A 17,268-nucleotide genomic window follows, 5' to 3' on the forward strand; every position below is an offset into this window, starting at 1 on the left:
CCCCTTTAATCCCGTTTTAAAAATTGATAGACAGCTTTATCAACCTCTGAGCTTTCATGTAAATCTGAATGTGCTTCATGAAACGTTTGGAGATGAATGTGTTCGGTGAACTCTTGCAGCCCGTACGCACTTTCTACTGTTACCACTCCATCTGTCTTATCTCCCACATCTCCTGCTCCTGAAAAAACGTCGATTTCTTTTGAGAAATCTTGACGACTTTCGTACAGCTTGTTTAACGCTATAGAGTGAAAAGCTAAATCACGAGCACCCATAGATTCAATATGATTGCGTGCATGAGGATACATCTCCATTAATTCCTGATAATCTAATCCTTGAATTGGCGATCCTAACGTAACTAACTTTTGAATATACTGAGGGTTAGACAAACTAACAGCTGCTGCTGTTACTCCTCCCATACTATGTCCAACTAAATCAACAGAAGATGCTTTATATGTATCACGTACATCTTGCATAATAGCTTCAATCCATTTTTGCTGCTGTGCAATACTGGCATCTGGCTTTTTAAAAACGATATGAATAAGCGGAAGTTTTCCCTCTTTTGCTTTCATAATATGCTTCCACTGAATAGCTCCATCTTTTTGAACAACGCAGTAACCTACTTTAGTTCCCCATCCGTTTTGTTCAAATCGTTTAATCATTTTCCCTAAGCTTTTTTGACTGCCTAAATAGCCATGAATAAATAAAACCGGCACATTTTTCGATTGGGCACCTCGTTTTATTTGTGGGGCAAAAATATAAAAACAAAGCGAAATAAATAGTATGATACTGATCAATAAAATTAACAGCCGCAAGTTCTCACCCTCCGATCGTCTCGTTCATTACACTCATTAATAAAAAAATTTGGAGTAAATTTTATTCTGATACGTCCTGTAAGCTGCAGAACTTGTCATCTTTTTCTTGCCAACGAGCTGCTCAAAGCGCAAACGCTTTTCCGTAAGCATCTCTGTTAGCCTTTGTTCTTCATTAGCATCCGTGCATATAGAAATCAAGTCTTCTATTGTAGCCATATCTCGTTTTAGCTCTTGTTCATCCGTTATCATGTTTGCATTTTTTAATATCCTATACGCTTGGCGCAGTTCTTCAGGTATGTGTGACAAATCTTCTAACTTTAATGGTTTTCCTTCCCCAGGCAGCTTATCAAAGTCACCGTCTTTTATTGCTTGTCTAATTCTTTCTTCAGCAATTATATACGCAATATCCAAGGAAAGACCTCCTTTAAGCAAATATAAAATTCAATCTTACCTTCTATATAAAAGATGTATAACAAACACAACTTTTATAACCGTATTTTTTATTATACTATGATTATAAAAATTGAACTACCTTCACTTCTAGGATAGACTATCCTCCCTTTGTGAAATGATTTCCAGAGCTTCACTCCTTTCACTATCAAACTTTCTTGAGCAGTTTCTTAACTAGCTGAAATTCAATAAACGATTCTGCATCAGGTTTTGTTATCTTATCTTACTATATTTATACAAAAAAGCCTCCTTACGCATGTAAGGAGGTGGAAAAAGGTAATTCTAAGGTCATCATGTTATGCCTACTTTCTATAAAACCACATTTTGATAGCGTTTTCAATATTTTTTTATATTACTTTGCTAATTTTCTTTTCGTTTAATGAGACTCCGCAAATATAACGAAGCCTCACCAAATTTCTACTCTTCTTTATCTGATGGAATCATAATTTCTCCTTCGTGCTCTTGTTTTTTCAAAAGCAGCTGGAGAATCGTTTTGGATAATTTACTAGGCTGATAGGGTTTAATCAGAAACTCACACACTCCAAGCTCTAACCCTTTGCTTCTTTCGTCTAAAGCAGATGAGATTAAAATAGGAATTTTTTCTGTCTCTGTATTTTCTTTGAGCTGTCTTAAAACATCCCAGCCGTCTAACTTATTTTCTCCCAACATAATATCTAGAACAACCACTTCAGGCTTTTGCTGATGAATAGAGTTTAATGCGTCTTCTCCGTTGTTAAAATACCGAACGTGAAAACCGCTTTCTTTTAATTCTACCTGTAAAAGCGTCGCTAAACTTTTATCATCTTCTACAATCACTACGCTTTTACGGTTATCATTCGTACTTATCATCTCTTCATCGTACTGAACTTCATATAGAAGCGGGAGAACAACCGTGAATGTTGTTCCTTTTTTCCATTCCGATTGTACAGTAATGTCTCCACCATGAGCTTTTACAATTTCCTTTACAATTGCTAATCCTAGACCTGTTCCGCCAATTTTGCGCATATCGGAGTTATCTACTCTGTAGAATTTGGTAAACAATTGACCTAGCGCTTCACTTGGTATACCAATTCCTTCATCTTGAATATCAATATAAACAGCGTGTTCCTTTTGATACACTTTAACTGTAACGTTCCCTCCATCGGGGGAATATTTCACTGCATTGCTAATTACATTATTAAACAATTGCAGCAGCTTATCTTTATCTCCCATTACTGTAAAATGCTCTTGATCGGAAATCATATCAAATTCATGCTTACTTGTTTGTATTTTCTGGACCTCAATCACCTGCTTAATAAGCGGCAGAATGTCTTGATACTTTTTGTCGTAGGTTTGTTTCCCCGCTTCCATTCTTTGGACGTCCAGAAAATCGTTGATTAAAGACGTTAACCGCTGTGCTTCCTGATAAATAGTAGTTAAGTACTTCTTCTGTCTTTCTTCTTTTAATGTTTTGTTTAGCATAAGCTCAGTGAACCCTAATACACTTGCTAAAGGTGTGCGCAGCTCGTGACTCACAGTACTTACAAATTCCGACTTCATCTGATCAACTTCAAATTCTTTCGTAATATCCCGATGAACGAACAATACGCCAAACATCTGACGGTTTCGATATACGTATTCACTATAAACTTTTATAACTTTTCGCTTACCTTCCGTGTACAGGTAATAAACAAAAGACTTTTCTACTTGCTCTCCCTTACAAATGGCTTCAACGTATTGTCTCAGCTGCTGTATATTTTCGACTTTTTGAGAGAGAGCATCTAGCCATTGATCACGAGAGAGCTGAAGAAGCCCGCTTTGATGCTCATATTGAAACAATTCGCTAATCTTCGTATTCACTTGTAGAATCGTACCGCTTGTATCTACAAGCTGCATTCCTTCTTGAATCGAATTTAAAATATCTTGAGATAGCAATCGGTCATGCTCAGACTCTTCGTAAATATAAATTTTTTCAAGAGCAATCGTGATTTGTTTGGCCAGTATTTCAAATGTCTGTAATTCATGGTCTGTGTATTCATCAGCGTAGCGGCTGTAAAACATATAGGCTAGCATATCTCCCTGTGAAGACAACACCGGTACGATAACATCATACAAATAAAACGTTTGCTGATGATATAGGCGCTCATGTTCTATACACTCTCTTTTTACTACCATACATTTTTTCGTCTTCTGCACATGATCAACGTAATTATTATGAAGATTTGCCACCATCTGTTGAACACTTGATGAAGATAGACCAAATGAAGCATGTGTCTTTTCATCGGCTAGCATAATAAACCCGTGATCAGCTTTCATCACCCGGCTCATGTTTGTGACAGCACTCGTGAGAACCTCTTGCTTGTGAAGAGAATTTGTTAGTCCATGCACAAATAAATTGCGCAATTCTAACTCCCCTTCTCGTTCCTTTGTCAATTCTAATGCGTGCTGAAGTTCATCTTGCTGACTGTGCAATTCATCTTGCTGTGCAATCAGCTCCTCATTTTGAGCCGTTAACTCCTGTTCATTATTTTGCAAAGTCGATACCATTTTGTAAAAGGCTTGCGATAGCATACCAATTTCATCTCTTCTATGTTCATCAAATGTCATAGGCATTTCTTTTCCGGCAGCAATTTCGCTTGCCGTATATGCTAGCTGACTCAGTGGCTTTACAAACTTATTTAGCAGTACCCGTGTAAGCAACAATAAAATGACCACTGTAAACGCTAAAAATAAAATAAAGAATGTTTGACTTTTCTGCATGTCACTCGACGTATCATCGTACTGTGTATTTAAGTCTTTAGTTAATTCATTTTGGTAGTCATCAAGTTCTTTTTGCATTTGTTCTATTGATTTAGAAGCAGCCTTCCGCTCAGGACTAGAGCGGACTCCTTCAATACCTTTTTTGTCGTAAATATCTTTAAAATAAGGAAGCGTTTGATTAAAATACGTGTTTAGCATCACCGTCGCTTCATTTACAAGCGTACGCTCACGTCTATCTGCGGCTAGACCTGAAAGTCGGTCAAGATTTTCTTCGATAATTTTTTGCTGACTTGCAGCCTCGTTATACATATCCTCTGAATCAAACGCAATAAACCCACGAGCCTGCAAAAAAGCCTTGTTCATTGATTTATCAATTGTAGATAGCAGCTGTGCCTTTTCCCGTACTTGTGCCCTGTACTGGGCATAATCAGCTGTAATTTCTTTTTGCCGTACAACAAGTACAGTTGAACCCGCCGCAAAAGCAAGTAAAAGGATACTTGCTAAGAGGATGAACTGGGTTGAGATACTTTTTCGTTTTAGTTTATTGTTCATCTAAAATTTCCTCGACACGTTCAGCTAGTAATAGGGGACTAAACGGCTTAGACATAAAATACGCAGCCCCTGCTTCTAACACTCGGCTTTGATCAGCAGCTTGACTCTTAGCTGAAAGCATCAATACTTTTGTATGGCGCTTATCTTTCATTTCTTTCAGCTGCTGAATGACTTCAAGCCCGGTGAACACGGGCATCATATAATCCAAAATAATTAAGTCAAAATCACGTTCTTTAATAAATTCCAAAGCTTCTTCGCCATTTTCTGCTTCCGTCACATCATGTCCTTCATCTTCAAGCGTATCTACCACTAACATACGAAGCACTTCTTCATCTTCCGCTAATAAAATTTTTGCCATTGTTATTCCTCCGCTTGTAGTCGTCCATACGTTTTTTGCAATATGAAGTAGGACGGCTTTATTCGTTCGTGAAAAGTTGGATACTCCCAATTTTTCCACTTGTATAAGTAAAAATCTTTTAATAAAAGTTCGCCTTTTTTCTGAGTCGGAAACGTATCTTCTACGTCATTGCTCTTCTTATTAACAGCTACGACTCCCACTTGAATTCCTTTTATTTTCTCGCTGGATTCTAATCCTTTTTTGGACCAAATATCTCCCATTATTTCTTTTTGACTCGGGTCTTTTACATTTAAAAGCGCCCAGGGAATGCGAAGTTCAGCAATTCCATTTGATTCATTCACTTTAAAATCTGCTAGCGAATCAAATGAAGAAGAGTTAGGATCGCTGTTTCCTTCTTGGAGCTTCCCTGTTTCATAGGCGTCAAAAGGAATGGTTCTCTTGTTTTTCCCCTCTCCAATCGCTAACTCTTTGTTAAGGGCGAGCCTGATTGGATTAAACATGCCGTTGTCTTTTGTATCGGTTCCTTTTACCACGGGAATCATTTGGAGCTGATGAGCATATGAAAAATAATACGTATCGTAATAGCTGTCTATCCATAAATGACTGTCTTCTTTTCCGTTTAATTCTGCTACAAAATCAATTCCTTTTGTTTTTAAGGAAGGGATTTGAGGAATCTTTGACTGTCCCTGATTGTTAATCGTGTTAAACAAGAAATAAAGCTTTTGATTTTCCAGTTCTTTTGCACTCACGTGTAGATATAGATAACCTTCATCACTTGTAATGTTCAATGCTTTTAACTTCTTAGACGGCTTATATACCGACTTGCTGTTCAGCTTTTTCCAATCATCTGATTTACCGTCTACTTTGACTTTCAGCTTCGTTCCTGGATCAAAACTCAGCAATCCAAAATGCTGCTCTCCCGTTTGCAAATTCGTCCAAAATGGCCTGCGGTTCGGATTGTCGTACTCCATCGTATTCCACGTTCGCTTAAACCATTCATCTTGCCATGTAAAGACCATACCGCCAGCCATTTTTTCTTCAACAATGTCTTCGTATAAGCGTGACAGAATCTTTCCTTGTTCTTGTTCCGTATGAAAGCCTTGATCCCACCCGTATACGTTTCTATGGGTGAGTCCTCGCGAAGCCGGAATGCCAAATTCAGCAACAAGAACGAGCATATGATGAACTTCTTTCATATTTTGCAAATAGCCTGCGTAGTTATTTTTCTCTCCTCGATGATCTCGATAAGCGAGATAACGAGATTCATAGTTTAAGAAATCAGGATAGTACGGATAAATATGATAAGAGGCAAATAAGCCCGGCTCAAATTTTTTAGTTATGTGAATTAAATTAGGATTAACAGACACTTTATCTTCGTCTTCAGAAGGCTCATATGGATGAGTAAGCAAATCCGTCGTCACCCAGTTCGTAAAGCTCATAGGCCGCTGCCAATCATATTTATCCTGCTCATAGGAAATTGTTTTTTCCATAAGCTGAGCAAGCCAAATTTCAAAGGGATTGCCTTTTTCGGTATAGATGTACTGCCCTTTAAAATCTTTCATTCCTTTATGTTTTTCATTTGTCGAAAGGGCTACCGTGGGATCCCATTCAACTCCTATAATCCAGCCTAAAACATAAGGAGACACGTCTGCTGTATACGTTCCGCTTGCATGTCCTGTCCGTTTTGGCAGTGTTGCATTTCCGTGAATAACGTTTACAATCCTTTTCATTTCAGCTTCAAATTCTTTTGTATTTTCCTTTGCAAAAGCATCTTGTGAATCATAGAAAACTTCTTCATTCACCCATACCCCATGAAAAAGATAAATGGGTTCTTTGGCTTTTTGGTTATACTCAGCAAGCGCTTCATAAAAGGCGGGAGGATGAATGGTGTATACGCGGATTGAGTTTGCATTCATCTTTCCAATTTCTTTAAACCAGCGCAAATATTCTTCTTTCGAAATAGCAGTCTCACCAGGGAAATGGCCTGGCTTACTAATGCCCATATTTACTCCTTTAATCAGCACATCTTGCCACTTGCCGTTTTGATAAATTTGCAAATAATCTTTTCCTACTTTCCCTGCTACTTTAAGGTCAGCATCTTCATAGATTTCCATATTTTTATTAAAAGTAACAGAAGCAGGCTGCGATTCATTTTGCTGTTGATCTATGATCTTATTCATAAGAGGCAGGTAAACAGTCCAGTAAAAAGAAGACTCATCTTCTTTTCCGATTTTCTCTGTCCATTTCTTCCACAGCGGGTAAAAAGAGGTTTGATAAATGGAAGGTACTTCTCCTTGATCTGCAAAATCTCCTGCAAAGTAATAGGTATCATATCGCTCTTTATTATGATGAACGACTGCTGGTATGGACAAAGGAATACCATTTTCCTTTAGCTTGTTTTTCCCTTCAGAATCCAAGTGAAAGACAAACTGAGCCTGCACATCACTTTTTTGCTGCGGTGCAATTACGTCAAACCAATATTGATAAGCAGATTCATCCTGTAAATTCAATGTTTTCTTTCCTTGTTTTGTGTATTGAAACCATACTGGATTTTCTTTTAATTCTTTTTCCGTTATAATAACGAGCTTATTGGATTCATTAACGAATAATAAGCCTTTTCCTGTAAGGCTCCACTCTTTGTTGTACTGCTTTTTGTAAGCACTTTTCACCCAAGCAGGAACTTCTTCACTGCCGAATTCCTCAAAATAGCGTCCAATCCAGCCGGACCACGTAACATTGTACAATTCATACAGTTCTTTGCGAACGTCTAAAGAAGTAGGACTCCCAAATGTATTAAACTCTCCAATCAGCGTTTTTGTACGTCCATTTAGAGCTTTCTTAACGTAGCTCACGTCTTCAGAAGTCATGCCACCATACACCAATTGAGAGCGATCTCCTCTTTTAGCTTTTACGCCTAAATCTTCTTTGTATACGCCATACGTGTCCGTGATATAAATCATATCTGCAGAGTTTGTTTTTGGCAGAGATTTAATGCTGTATGTTTTATCTCCTTTTGGGTAAAACCCTGCATAATCTTTTGAGATTTTATAAGGCTTCCCGTCTTTGCGTACTTTCGCTTGATTCAGCATCCACATTAAACCTTGATGCTCTCGAAACGTTTGATCCGGCACTGTTTTATCAATGACAAGCATATTCAAATCAGTTGGTTTCTTTAGCTGCCAAATAAGAAATGGAGAAGCCGTTACTGCCATAACCAAAATAATGCCGCCAATTAACAACCATTTTTTCATTGTGAAACTCCTTTTCGCTGCATGTCTCCCCAGCCTTTTTTATTGCGAATAACATCCAACAATCCATGACAGCGCCATATAACAGTTAGAGGGCGATACCAAAAGGATTCAGTCAGGGAAAAGACAAATAGCTTAGCAATATCGGATACTCTTGGATATTTGCGAAGGCTCCACTCTTCTAGCAAAACGGCCGCCATCGAATAAAGAGAACCATATACAACCATCAAGAGAAAAAGCAAATAAGCAAATTCTACATAAATCCCGCCTACAACTAGAGAAATAACAATAAACAAATAGCCTAACATTTCCATGACCGGACCGATTAGTTCAATAAACACAAAATAAGGCATAGAAATCATTCCGATACTTCCGTATCTCGGATTAAACAGCATCTCTTTATGCTTCCAAAGACTATCAAATAAACCGCGGTGCCAGCGGTTCCGCTGTCTTCGCAAATATTTGATTTCATCGGGTGCCTCTGTCCAGCATACGGGATCTGGAATATAAACAATTTGATTGTTGGTTTTTTTCTGTTTAATCAGTCGGTGCAGGCGAACAACAAGTTCCATGTCTTCGCCGACTGTATGAGAATAACCCCCAGCCTCAATCACCCAGCGTTTAGAAAATACGCCAAATGCTCCTGACACAATAAGTAATAAATTATGGCGACTGAGACCAATGCGCCCCATAAGAAAGGCACGTAAATATTCAATAATCTGCATCACAACAAGCGGCTGCGTATCAAGTCCAATCGATACGACCGCACCGTTTTCGATTTTACATCCGTTTGCAATTCGAATACTTCCCCCTGAAGCAATTACTTCTCCGTCTGAATCAATAATTGGCTTCATAACTTTTAAAAAAGCATCTCTTTCTAACACTGAATCGCCATCGATCGAACAAAAATAAGGATAGTTGGATAAATTAATTCCTGCATTTAATGCATCTGACTTTCCCCCATTTTGTTTATCGACTACATATAAATAATCGTATAATTTAGAACGATATACAGCTTTTACTTCTTTCGTCTCTACTTGCTTTCTCACAACTCGATTCATTTTCACAAGAGAAAACTCCTCGATTAGCTTTTCTAACGTATCATCTGAAGATCCGTCGTTTACTACAATTACTTCATATTCCGGATATTCAATTCCAAGCAGCGAACGCACGCTTCCAATAATCCCGACAGATTCGTTATAAGCGGGAACTAATATAGATAACGGTGTTGTATAGCTAACCGCAAGCAAATCTTCATAAGGTTCTTCATCATTTAATTGATATTGCTTTCGCAGTTGAAAAGCAGAGATGATAAACATCATAAAATAAAAACAAAGCACAAAAATCATATAAGCAAATACAGCCCATCCGCAAATAGACAATAAAAGATGCCAAACACTATTCCACAACCGTAACTCCTCCTTTTTCAAGCCATTCTGCTGCCATATCTTTCGAAAACTTGTCATCAGTCGTTTTGTATACATGAACTAAATATTCTTTACCTGTTGGGATTTTCATCATTGACTGAGCAGCATTCGAACGCACAAGAAAATGAGAATCTTTTAGCGACTGCTCAAGAAGTGACAATCCCTTCTCATCTCTCGTTTTGCCTATTAGTTTTGTAGCCATCATTCTTTCTTGCCAAATAACTGACTGAAGATGTTTCGTGAGCTCCTCTATTCTTAATGGAAAAGATAAAGCATTAAGTGATTTCAACGAACGAATTCGCAGTTCTTCTGATGAACTTTTCATGTGCATTTTTAAGAAATCTATATACTCTAACTTATGATTGATACCTATCATATCGATAAGAGGCAGCTGAATTTCTTCTTGTAGATGTTCAAATTTATTAATAAATTGCTGAAACTGCTCACTGTTCATAGTTCCAAACAAAGAGCGGTACATAAATTCAGACAGCGGTCTAGAAGCGTTCGTCATGTACACAACAAACTCAGGGCGGTTCAGCTTAACTAAAATTTTTAAAATTTGATTTTTTTCAGCCGCTGTACTATTTTTTTTCTCATACATTTCTACTAATTGGTGTGTTAGCGTAGTTAGACCAAAGTCTTCGATCGCATAAAGGGCATTCATTCTGACACTCCATCTAGAATGATGCAGCTCTTTTTTATATTTGGGTGTAAAAACCTTCTCCGCATAGAGCGTGATGTTATTTAGAATTTCATCGCCTTGCACAGCTGCAGAAAAACTGCTCAATAGTTCCTCTACACCCGCCAGCTCTATTTTATTTTTAGGCTCTACCCGATGTTCTTCATCTTTTCTGTATAAATAAATAAAAAGAGATTCTTTCATACTATCTTTATAGGATTCTACTTTTGCTCGAAAAGCGTTTAAACGCGCTTTTTGAATAAGTAAATAACTCAGAAAACAGACTAAAAGCAATAGCAATCCGCCAAATAAGACATATACCACTTGAATTGACATCGCCATTTATTTCACCTTCTTCATTAAATGACGCACGCGCGCTTCAAGCTCCATTAACTTAAATGGCTTTGTCATGTAATCGTCTGCCCCAAGTTCTAATGCTCTTTGAATATCTTGTTCGCTGTTTCTTGATGTAAGCATAATAACCGTGTACTGATCGTGACGTTTATGCTGTCTTAATTTTTGCAGCACTTCTAAGCCATCCATCTTAGGCATCATTCCGTCTAAAATAACAAAGTACTGATCGCTAGAATGAATCCATTGGGACTCAAAAAATTCGATGCCATCTTTAAACACTTCTATTTTCACTTCATAGCGATCTCCTACATCAATCTTACTTAAAAGCTCTTTCAGCATCGTTCGAATGATAGAATCATCATCAATAATAGCCATACGAAGCGTTCGCTTTTTGACCAGCTTGCTTTGAGAAGAAGCTACAATTTTTTGACGTCCTGATTCCTTCGCTATATATAATGCCTCATCAGCTTGATGAAGAGCTTTTTCTAACGGCCATTCAGTGTTATGAACTTCTACAACTCCGCCGGAAAAACTGCAATAAAACGAATTGCTTTGATGTGTGAACACTTTTTCCACAAACAAATCCAACAGTCTATTTAATACTGTTTCTGCCTCTTTTATATTGGTTTTTGGCAGTAAAAGAATAAATTCTTCGCCTCCATATCTAAAAATGTGATCTGTTGGACGAATTTCATGCTTCATATACTCTACAAATGCTTGCAGCACACGGTCTCCCATAAGATGTCCATATTGATCGTTTATTCTCTTAAAGAAATCTAAATCTAAAATCGCTAAACAAAAAGGATCTTTTAAGCGGTCGTAGCTGGATAGCTGCTGACTGTAGATTTCTTTTAAATACGTTCGGTTATAGGCTCCTGTTAATTCATCAAACATTAAATAGGAGTTAAACATCTGCTTTCGTTCAATATGGTGACCAATTCGAAGTAGACTTTCTTCCATATCGAGAGGTTTAACAAAAAAATCATCGGCCCCTAATTTAAAAGCCTTCAAACGCGTCTCTCTTTGATTATCAACGCTCATCATGACAATGGGGACGAACAGTTGCTTTGTTTTATCACGTAAAAATGAAAGAATGTCAAAGCCTGTACAGTCTTTCATATGTACATCAACAACAAAACAATCCGGCTTTAATTCGTAAAAAGCCGTAATGGCTTTTTCTTTAGAGGCAGTTGCTAATACGTACCACCCTTGTTTTTCAAACTGTTCTTTTAAATACATCAGCATTGAAAGATCATCATCCACAAGTAAAACATTAGCTGTTTGTTCACTAATTTCTATCGGTTTATTTATATCTTCTACGGATTGAATTTCATCTTGATAACAAATTTTAATAATATCTAATAAAAATGTATTCAACTCCGCGTAATTCCAGGTTTTTTTCTGATTTTTTTCAACAGCTTCCATTAACTCGCGGGAACGATCTCCTAAATAATTCAGTCCAATGGTTGCAGACGTTCCAGAAATTGAATGCAAAAAGCGGTACACTTCTTCATGAGGTATTTCTTCATTTTGATCGGTCCACTCTTGCAGCTGCTTACGCACATTAGCTAATAATGCAATTTGATATTTATCCATCTTATACACCCTTTGTTCGATATAGTTAACACTTACCCCATATTACTCCATCCATTTTTTATAATATTTTGTAAGTAAATGAAATATTTTCTTACTTTTATTTTAAGTATGTTTTTTAAATGAAAAGCAATTCCTTTTTAACCATACTTTTCCTCCAACGATTTTACTTTAAAATGATTCTTTTTTCACTCATTATTTTTTCTTCCCAATAAGCAAAATGTCCTGTTATCTTCTTTATAAATAGACTTACAACCTTATTGACAAAATTAATGAGTCTTTGTTACCCTTATACACGTTGTGAAAAATTTAAAAGTGAATGTTAAGGAAAGCAGCCGTTTTGATGAATAATCAATCAAATCAGGTTCTTTCCTTTTTATATTTTTACTAAGGTAGATACTTTGCTAAATAAAGTTTCGCTTTATACACCGTGTCCTCTTTGTCATAGGCGCACTTAGACCGAAAACAGACGGAAAGGAGTATAAAATGTTTACTCAGCTTACAGAAAAAAACCAGAATGCAGAAGAACTAAAAGAAACACTTGATGATTTAGAGTTTCAGCTATTTCGCATGCAGGATAATTTAAAAGAAATTGCTAAAAAGTATGAAGTTATTGGTGTCGATCAGCCTGAAGATAATCAGTTAGTTATTGTATCGGCACAAAATGACGGAAACGCATGTAAAATTATGCTAAATGAATGTACAAAAGCCTATAGAGGGGCTTGGGATTTTGCCATCGATGGCGTATATGAAGATAATCACACGATTTTTATTGGTGACATTAAAGGGCCCGCTAATAAGGGATATGGCTCTGTATGTATGAATTATTTAAAAGAAGTAGCGGTTGATCAAAATGTTCATGTCATTAAAGGCGATATCGCTGAGCGCGATTGGGATCATCTCGAAAGATTGATTCATTTTTATGAAAAACATAACTTTGAGGTAAATATTGATTATACGAATAAGTGCGGAGAAATTGAGTGGACTCCAGCTTATCAATAAAAAAACGAACAGACGCTGTCTGTTCGTTTTTTATTTGATATATGCTAAGCTTTTTTTAATACTGCTAAGAGGACTTTCTTTGCATTGATCTTGTTCAACGATCCACCATTTTACGCCTGCTCTATATCCTTCTTGCATTACAGCCTTCACATCTACTCCTCCGGTACCAAGAGGAGCAAAAAATTGCTCGCCGTCTGTTGTCATATCTTTTAAATGGATGAAAGGCGTCCGATTTTGATAATGCTTCATCCATTCCACTGGATCTTCGCCTGCTTTAGTCAGCCAATAAATGTCCAGCTCTACGTTTACCTCAGTTTCTTCTAAGATTGTTTGGAGAGCTGACTTTCCAGTTGACAATTTCTTCAGCTCAAAATCATGATGATGATAGCTAAACGACATGCCTTCTTTTTTACAATACGTATCAATATCATTTAAAGAATCAATAAGTTCGTAATACCCTTTTTCCGTTTGACGTTCAGGCATTAAATAAGGACAAACAATATGTGAATTGCCAACTTGCTGTTCAAAGTGAATCACTTGCGCTAAATTAGATTCTAATTGTTCAAGCGGCACATGACTAGAAGCTGGCTTCAGCTGTAAATCCGTTAACCATGCTTTTACTTCTTGCGCTGTATGTCCTTCATACCCTGCAAATTCTACTCCTTGATATCCTAATGCAGCTACTTTTTGAAGAGTTTCTTTAAAATCTTTTTTCGTTTCTTCACGCAGCGTATAAAGCTGAACTCCTACAGGTATTTCTCCCATCTTCTCTCCCCCTGTTCATTGAGAAAGCTCCTATAGTAGGAGCTTCTGCTTTTATTTTACTGCACTTCCAAGCATTCCTGAAATAAAATGACGCTGAAGTGCCAGGAAGAATACAATGATTGGAATGGTTGCAATCGTTACCCCCATCATTACTTGACCGTAATCAATAATCGATAAGCCAATTAAGCTTGAAAGAGCAACTGGCAATGTAGCCATTTCGTTAGATGTAGTCGCAACTAGAGGCCACATAAAGTTATTCCACTGTGTCATAAATAAGAAAATAGCTGCTGCAGCCATAGCAGGCTTCATAGAAGGAAGCACAATAGTTAAAAAGATTCTCATCTCTCCAGCTCCGTCCAAACGAGCTGCTTCAATAAGTTCTGTTGGAAAAGCTAAAAAGTTCTGACGTAATAAAAAGATAGCAAACGGAAAGCACAGCTGCGGAACAATAAGTGCAAAATACGTATCAAGCAAATTAAAATTCGACATCAGCTGAAAAAGCGGAATGAGCGTTGCTTGATATGGAATCATCATAGACAATAAAAGCGTAGTGAAAATTGCGTTTCGGCCTTTGAATTCAAATTTAGATAGCGCATATGCAGCTGTGGAGCAGACCATTAAAGCTACAATCACATACACGACTGAAACAAATACTGAGTTAAAAAAGATGCGCCCTAAATCAATTGAAGCATTTAAATTTTGTAGATTTGTCATAAATTGATCGCCAGGCTTCAGCGTTGGAGGGTTTGTAAACATTTTTCCTGATTCATTCGTAGCGCCGATAATCATCCAGTAAAAAGGAAAAATAGAAATAATCGTGAACAGCCCAAGCATGCTGTATAATCCTATTTTGCGCATAATGTTACTTTTCTTTTTAACCTTAGGCACGGTAGCTACTGCGGTTGCTTCTACTCTCTCTAATACACTCATGATTTATCACCCGTAAATTTAAATTGGAAGAACGTTAAAATACCAACTAATAATACAACAACGTACGCAATGGCTGAAGCATATCCAAAATCAAAGTATTTAAAGCCATTTTGATAAATATATAAGCCTAGCGTCATCGTTGAATCAGCAGGGCCGCCTTTTGTTAAATTAAAAGGTTCGTCAAACAATTGAAGCGTGCCAATTGTCGATAAAATAGTAGCGAACAAGATAACGGGTTTTAATTGTGGAACCGTTACGTGGAAAAACTTTTGAATACGATTTGCTCCATCTAAATCAGCTGCTTCGTAAACTTCATGAGATAAACTTTGAAGAGCTGCTAGAAAAATAACCATGTTATAACCTGTCCATCTCCAAGTCATCGCAACGATGATTGAGACTTTAGCCCAAAATGGATCTCCCAGCCACTGAATGGCATCAATACCGAAAAATCCTAAAATAGTATTCATAATTCCTTCATCTTGAAGAATGATTGAAAACAAAATAGAGTAGGCAACTAGTGACGTTACCGCCGGCAAGAAAAAAGAAACTCGGAAAAAACCTTTTAGTCTTAAAAGCTGACTGTTTAAAGCGTTAGCTAGTACAAGCGCTAATAAAATCATAACGGGTACTTGAACGATTAAAATAATACCCGTATTTCCAAGCGCTTTCCAGAAAATATCATCTCCGAGCAAACGTGTATAGTTTGATAACCCGGTAAATACATACTTTCCGCCTTCCATACTCTGAAAGCTTAAAACAAACGATGAAAAAATAGGGTAGATTGTAAACAGCGCGAACAGCAAAAGTGCTGGAGCAATAAATAAGTAAGGCAACGATTTATTTGTCTTCATGATGACCTCCTAGTACCGCAAGAAGAAGAGATAGAAGGCAATTTTCTAGAAATCACCTTCTATGCTTCTTGATTATTTTTGAATTCGGTTTTCTAAGCGTTTTTGAGCTGCTTCAAGCGAGTCTGTAACGCCCTTACCATTTGTTACTTCTGACACAGCTTTGACTGCTTCACTGTTTGCAACTGAGTAATTGCCCGTAAAGTTAACCGGCTTAATATCTTTCATTTCATCTGCGAATGTTTTCCAAATCGTTTGATTGTTAAAGTACTCATCTTGTGCAGTGAATAATTTTGAAGAATATACGGTATTTAATGACGGGAATAATCCGCCCTTCATCGCTTCTTCTTGAACTTTATCCGTTGTTGAGAAATACTCCATAAATTTGTACGCTTCATCTGCTTTTTGACTAGTTGCTGAAATCACATAGTTGCTTCCGCCTAAGTTAGAAGCACGGTTGCCTCCTTCTTCAAACGAAGGTAATAAAAACACTCCCCATTTTCCTTTTAAATCCGGAGCCTGCTGCGTAATAGAACCGGATAGCCAAGCACCAGATGGTGAACTTGCTACTTTACCTTCTGCTAAAGCACTGATTGAAGCATCCCAGCCCACTGTATTTTTAACAATGCCTGCTTCTTTTAACTTCTTATTTAACTCCATTGCTTTTTTCGCTTCTTTAGAAGTTAAATTCAACTTTCCTTTGTTATTAAAATAGAACGTACCTTGCTGCGTCAGCGCCATTCGGAATAAGCCATCGTCATTATTAAAATCTAAACCTAGTAAATCAACGCCAACTTTTTCTTTAATTTTCTTACCAGCCGCAATGTAATCATCCCATGTTTTGATACTGTTTGGATCTACGCCTGCTTTTTCAAAGTAATCTGTGCGGTAGAAAACGCCTGTTGGACCTGCATCAAACGGGAAGCCGTACATGTCCCCATCCTTTGATAAAAGAGCTTTCTTAAACTCTGGAAACTTATCTTCTTGCTTATCAAATCCTTTTTTAGATAGGTTTAAAAATGCTTTTGGAAATGCATCCAAGTATCCTTGGAAACGATCGTCTTCTACTAATACAATATCAGGAAGGCCTTTTCCGCCAGCTTGCAATCCTGTTGTTAATTTTGAATAAACGTCTTCACGTCCCATATCCACTACTTTTAATTTAAACCCTGGATTCTCTTTTTGGTATTCTGCTGCTGCTTTCTTTAATACCGGTACGTTAATATTCCAAGCCCATGCAACAACTTCTTTTCCACCGCTACCACTTGTTTCATTAGCGGACTTTCCTCCGCATCCTGCAAGTACTAGGGTTAAAATGAGTGCAAAACTGATTAAACTAAACCAACGTTTCAATGAATACCCCTCCTATAATCTCGTCTCCTAGCGTGGCAAGTTTTTTTGTAAACGCTCATGATTCTTTCTCGAGAGAATTATTGAAAAATAATTCTGTATATTGAAAGCGTATACAATTTACTTAATCTAAATTATATGAATGAATACCCTTTTCCTCA

General features: G+C 37.3%; 13 protein-coding genes. 1 reads left to right on the plus strand and 12 read right to left on the minus strand.

The window, feature by feature from the left end:
• Window positions 1–5: 5 nt before the first annotated feature.
• From AC4NPH_RS10290 to AC4NPH_RS10325, 8 genes are all read right to left on the minus strand, one after another.
• A complete protein-coding gene (locus AC4NPH_RS10290) occupies window positions 6–812 on the minus strand; it encodes an alpha/beta fold hydrolase (RefSeq protein WP_013081956.1) in 807 nt (268 codons plus the stop codon).
• A gap of 36 nt (window positions 813–848) precedes the next feature.
• Window positions 849–1,223, minus strand: coding sequence for a DnaJ family domain-containing protein (locus tag AC4NPH_RS10295; RefSeq protein WP_013055649.1), 375 nt, complete (start codon window positions 1,221–1,223; stop codon window positions 849–851).
• A 456-nt stretch (window positions 1,224–1,679) separates the two neighbouring features.
• Complete coding sequence (locus tag AC4NPH_RS10300) at window positions 1,680–4,553, minus strand: ATP-binding protein (RefSeq protein ID WP_053486883.1); 2,874 nt, start codon at window positions 4,551–4,553, stop codon at window positions 1,680–1,682.
• A complete protein-coding gene (locus AC4NPH_RS10305; protein WP_013055647.1) occupies window positions 4,543–4,911 on the minus strand; it encodes a response regulator transcription factor in 369 nt (122 codons plus the stop codon). The genes AC4NPH_RS10300 and AC4NPH_RS10305 overlap by 11 nt, the downstream gene beginning before the upstream one ends.
• Before the next feature lie 2 nt (window positions 4,912–4,913).
• A complete protein-coding gene (locus AC4NPH_RS10310) occupies window positions 4,914–8,162 on the minus strand; it encodes a hypothetical protein (protein WP_491938714.1) in 3,249 nt (1,082 codons plus the stop codon).
• Window positions 8,159–9,568: a glycosyltransferase family 2 protein gene (locus AC4NPH_RS10315; RefSeq protein ID WP_013055645.1), complete on the minus strand. Its 1,410-nt coding sequence runs from the start codon at window positions 9,566–9,568 to the stop codon at window positions 8,159–8,161. Before AC4NPH_RS10315 ends, AC4NPH_RS10310 begins: the two co-directional genes overlap by 4 nt.
• Window positions 9,558–10,607 (minus strand): HEAT repeat domain-containing protein, encoded by a 1,050-nt coding sequence (locus tag AC4NPH_RS10320; protein ID WP_053486880.1) that lies wholly within the window; start codon window positions 10,605–10,607, stop codon window positions 9,558–9,560. Before AC4NPH_RS10320 ends, AC4NPH_RS10315 begins: the two co-directional genes overlap by 11 nt.
• On the minus strand, window positions 10,608–12,215 hold the full coding sequence (locus AC4NPH_RS10325; protein WP_097813353.1) for a GGDEF domain-containing response regulator: 1,608 nt from the start codon (window positions 12,213–12,215) through the stop codon (window positions 10,608–10,610).
• 483 nt (window positions 12,216–12,698) lie between these two features.
• On the opposite strand from AC4NPH_RS10325, the gene AC4NPH_RS10330 reads away from it, so the two are divergent.
• Complete coding sequence (locus tag AC4NPH_RS10330; RefSeq protein ID WP_013055642.1) at window positions 12,699–13,214, plus strand: GNAT family protein; 516 nt, start codon at window positions 12,699–12,701, stop codon at window positions 13,212–13,214.
• A 30-nt stretch (window positions 13,215–13,244) separates the two neighbouring features.
• Here AC4NPH_RS10330 and AC4NPH_RS10335 read toward each other — a convergent pair whose 3' ends face one another.
• The 4 genes from AC4NPH_RS10335 to AC4NPH_RS10350 form a co-directional block, all read right to left on the minus strand.
• The gene (locus AC4NPH_RS10335; RefSeq protein WP_013055641.1) at window positions 13,245–13,979 is read right to left on the minus strand and encodes a sugar phosphate isomerase/epimerase family protein; all 735 of its coding nucleotides are present in this window, start codon (window positions 13,977–13,979) and stop codon (window positions 13,245–13,247) included.
• 51 nt (window positions 13,980–14,030) lie between these two features.
• Window positions 14,031–14,837 carry a carbohydrate ABC transporter permease gene (locus AC4NPH_RS10340; RefSeq protein ID WP_098315172.1) on the minus strand — a complete coding sequence of 269 codons (807 nt, stop codon included), beginning with the start codon at window positions 14,835–14,837 and terminating at the stop codon, window positions 14,031–14,033.
• A gap of 68 nt (window positions 14,838–14,905) precedes the next feature.
• Window positions 14,906–15,760: a carbohydrate ABC transporter permease gene (locus AC4NPH_RS10345; RefSeq protein WP_013055639.1), complete on the minus strand. Its 855-nt coding sequence runs from the start codon at window positions 15,758–15,760 to the stop codon at window positions 14,906–14,908.
• Window positions 15,761–15,832: 72 nt separating this feature from the next.
• Window positions 15,833–17,110 carry an ABC transporter substrate-binding protein gene (locus AC4NPH_RS10350; protein ID WP_013055638.1) on the minus strand — a complete coding sequence of 426 codons (1,278 nt, stop codon included), beginning with the start codon at window positions 17,108–17,110 and terminating at the stop codon, window positions 15,833–15,835.
• Between the last annotated feature and the right edge of the window lie 158 nt (window positions 17,111–17,268).

This window comes from Priestia sp. MDV22-iso46 (assembly GCF_058629175.1).

Excerpts from the sequence above, each read along its gene's own strand:
- AC4NPH_RS10300 (WP_053486883.1), bottom strand. The coding sequence starts at position 4,553 with ATGAACAATAAACTAAAACGAAAAAGTATCTCAACCCAGTTCATCCTC.
- AC4NPH_RS10305 (WP_013055647.1), bottom strand. The coding sequence starts at position 4,911 with ATGGCAAAAATTTTATTAGCGGAAGATGAAGAAGTGCTTCGTATGTTA.
- AC4NPH_RS10310 (WP_491938714.1), bottom strand. The coding sequence starts at position 8,162 with ATGAAAAAATGGTTGTTAATTGGCGGCATTATTTTGGTTATGGCAGTA.
- AC4NPH_RS10320 (WP_053486880.1), bottom strand. The coding sequence starts at position 10,607 with ATGGCGATGTCAATTCAAGTGGTATATGTCTTATTTGGCGGATTGCTA.
- AC4NPH_RS10325 (WP_097813353.1), bottom strand. The coding sequence starts at position 12,215 with ATGGATAAATATCAAATTGCATTATTAGCTAATGTGCGTAAGCAGCTG.
- AC4NPH_RS10330 (WP_013055642.1), top strand. The coding sequence starts at position 12,699 with ATGTTTACTCAGCTTACAGAAAAAAACCAGAATGCAGAAGAACTAAAA.
- AC4NPH_RS10335 (WP_013055641.1), bottom strand. The coding sequence starts at position 13,979 with ATGGGAGAAATACCTGTAGGAGTTCAGCTTTATACGCTGCGTGAAGAA.
- AC4NPH_RS10340 (WP_098315172.1), bottom strand. The coding sequence starts at position 14,837 with ATGCGCAAAATAGGATTATACAGCATGCTTGGGCTGTTCACGATTATT.
- AC4NPH_RS10345 (WP_013055639.1), bottom strand. The coding sequence starts at position 15,760 with ATGAAGACAAATAAATCGTTGCCTTACTTATTTATTGCTCCAGCACTT.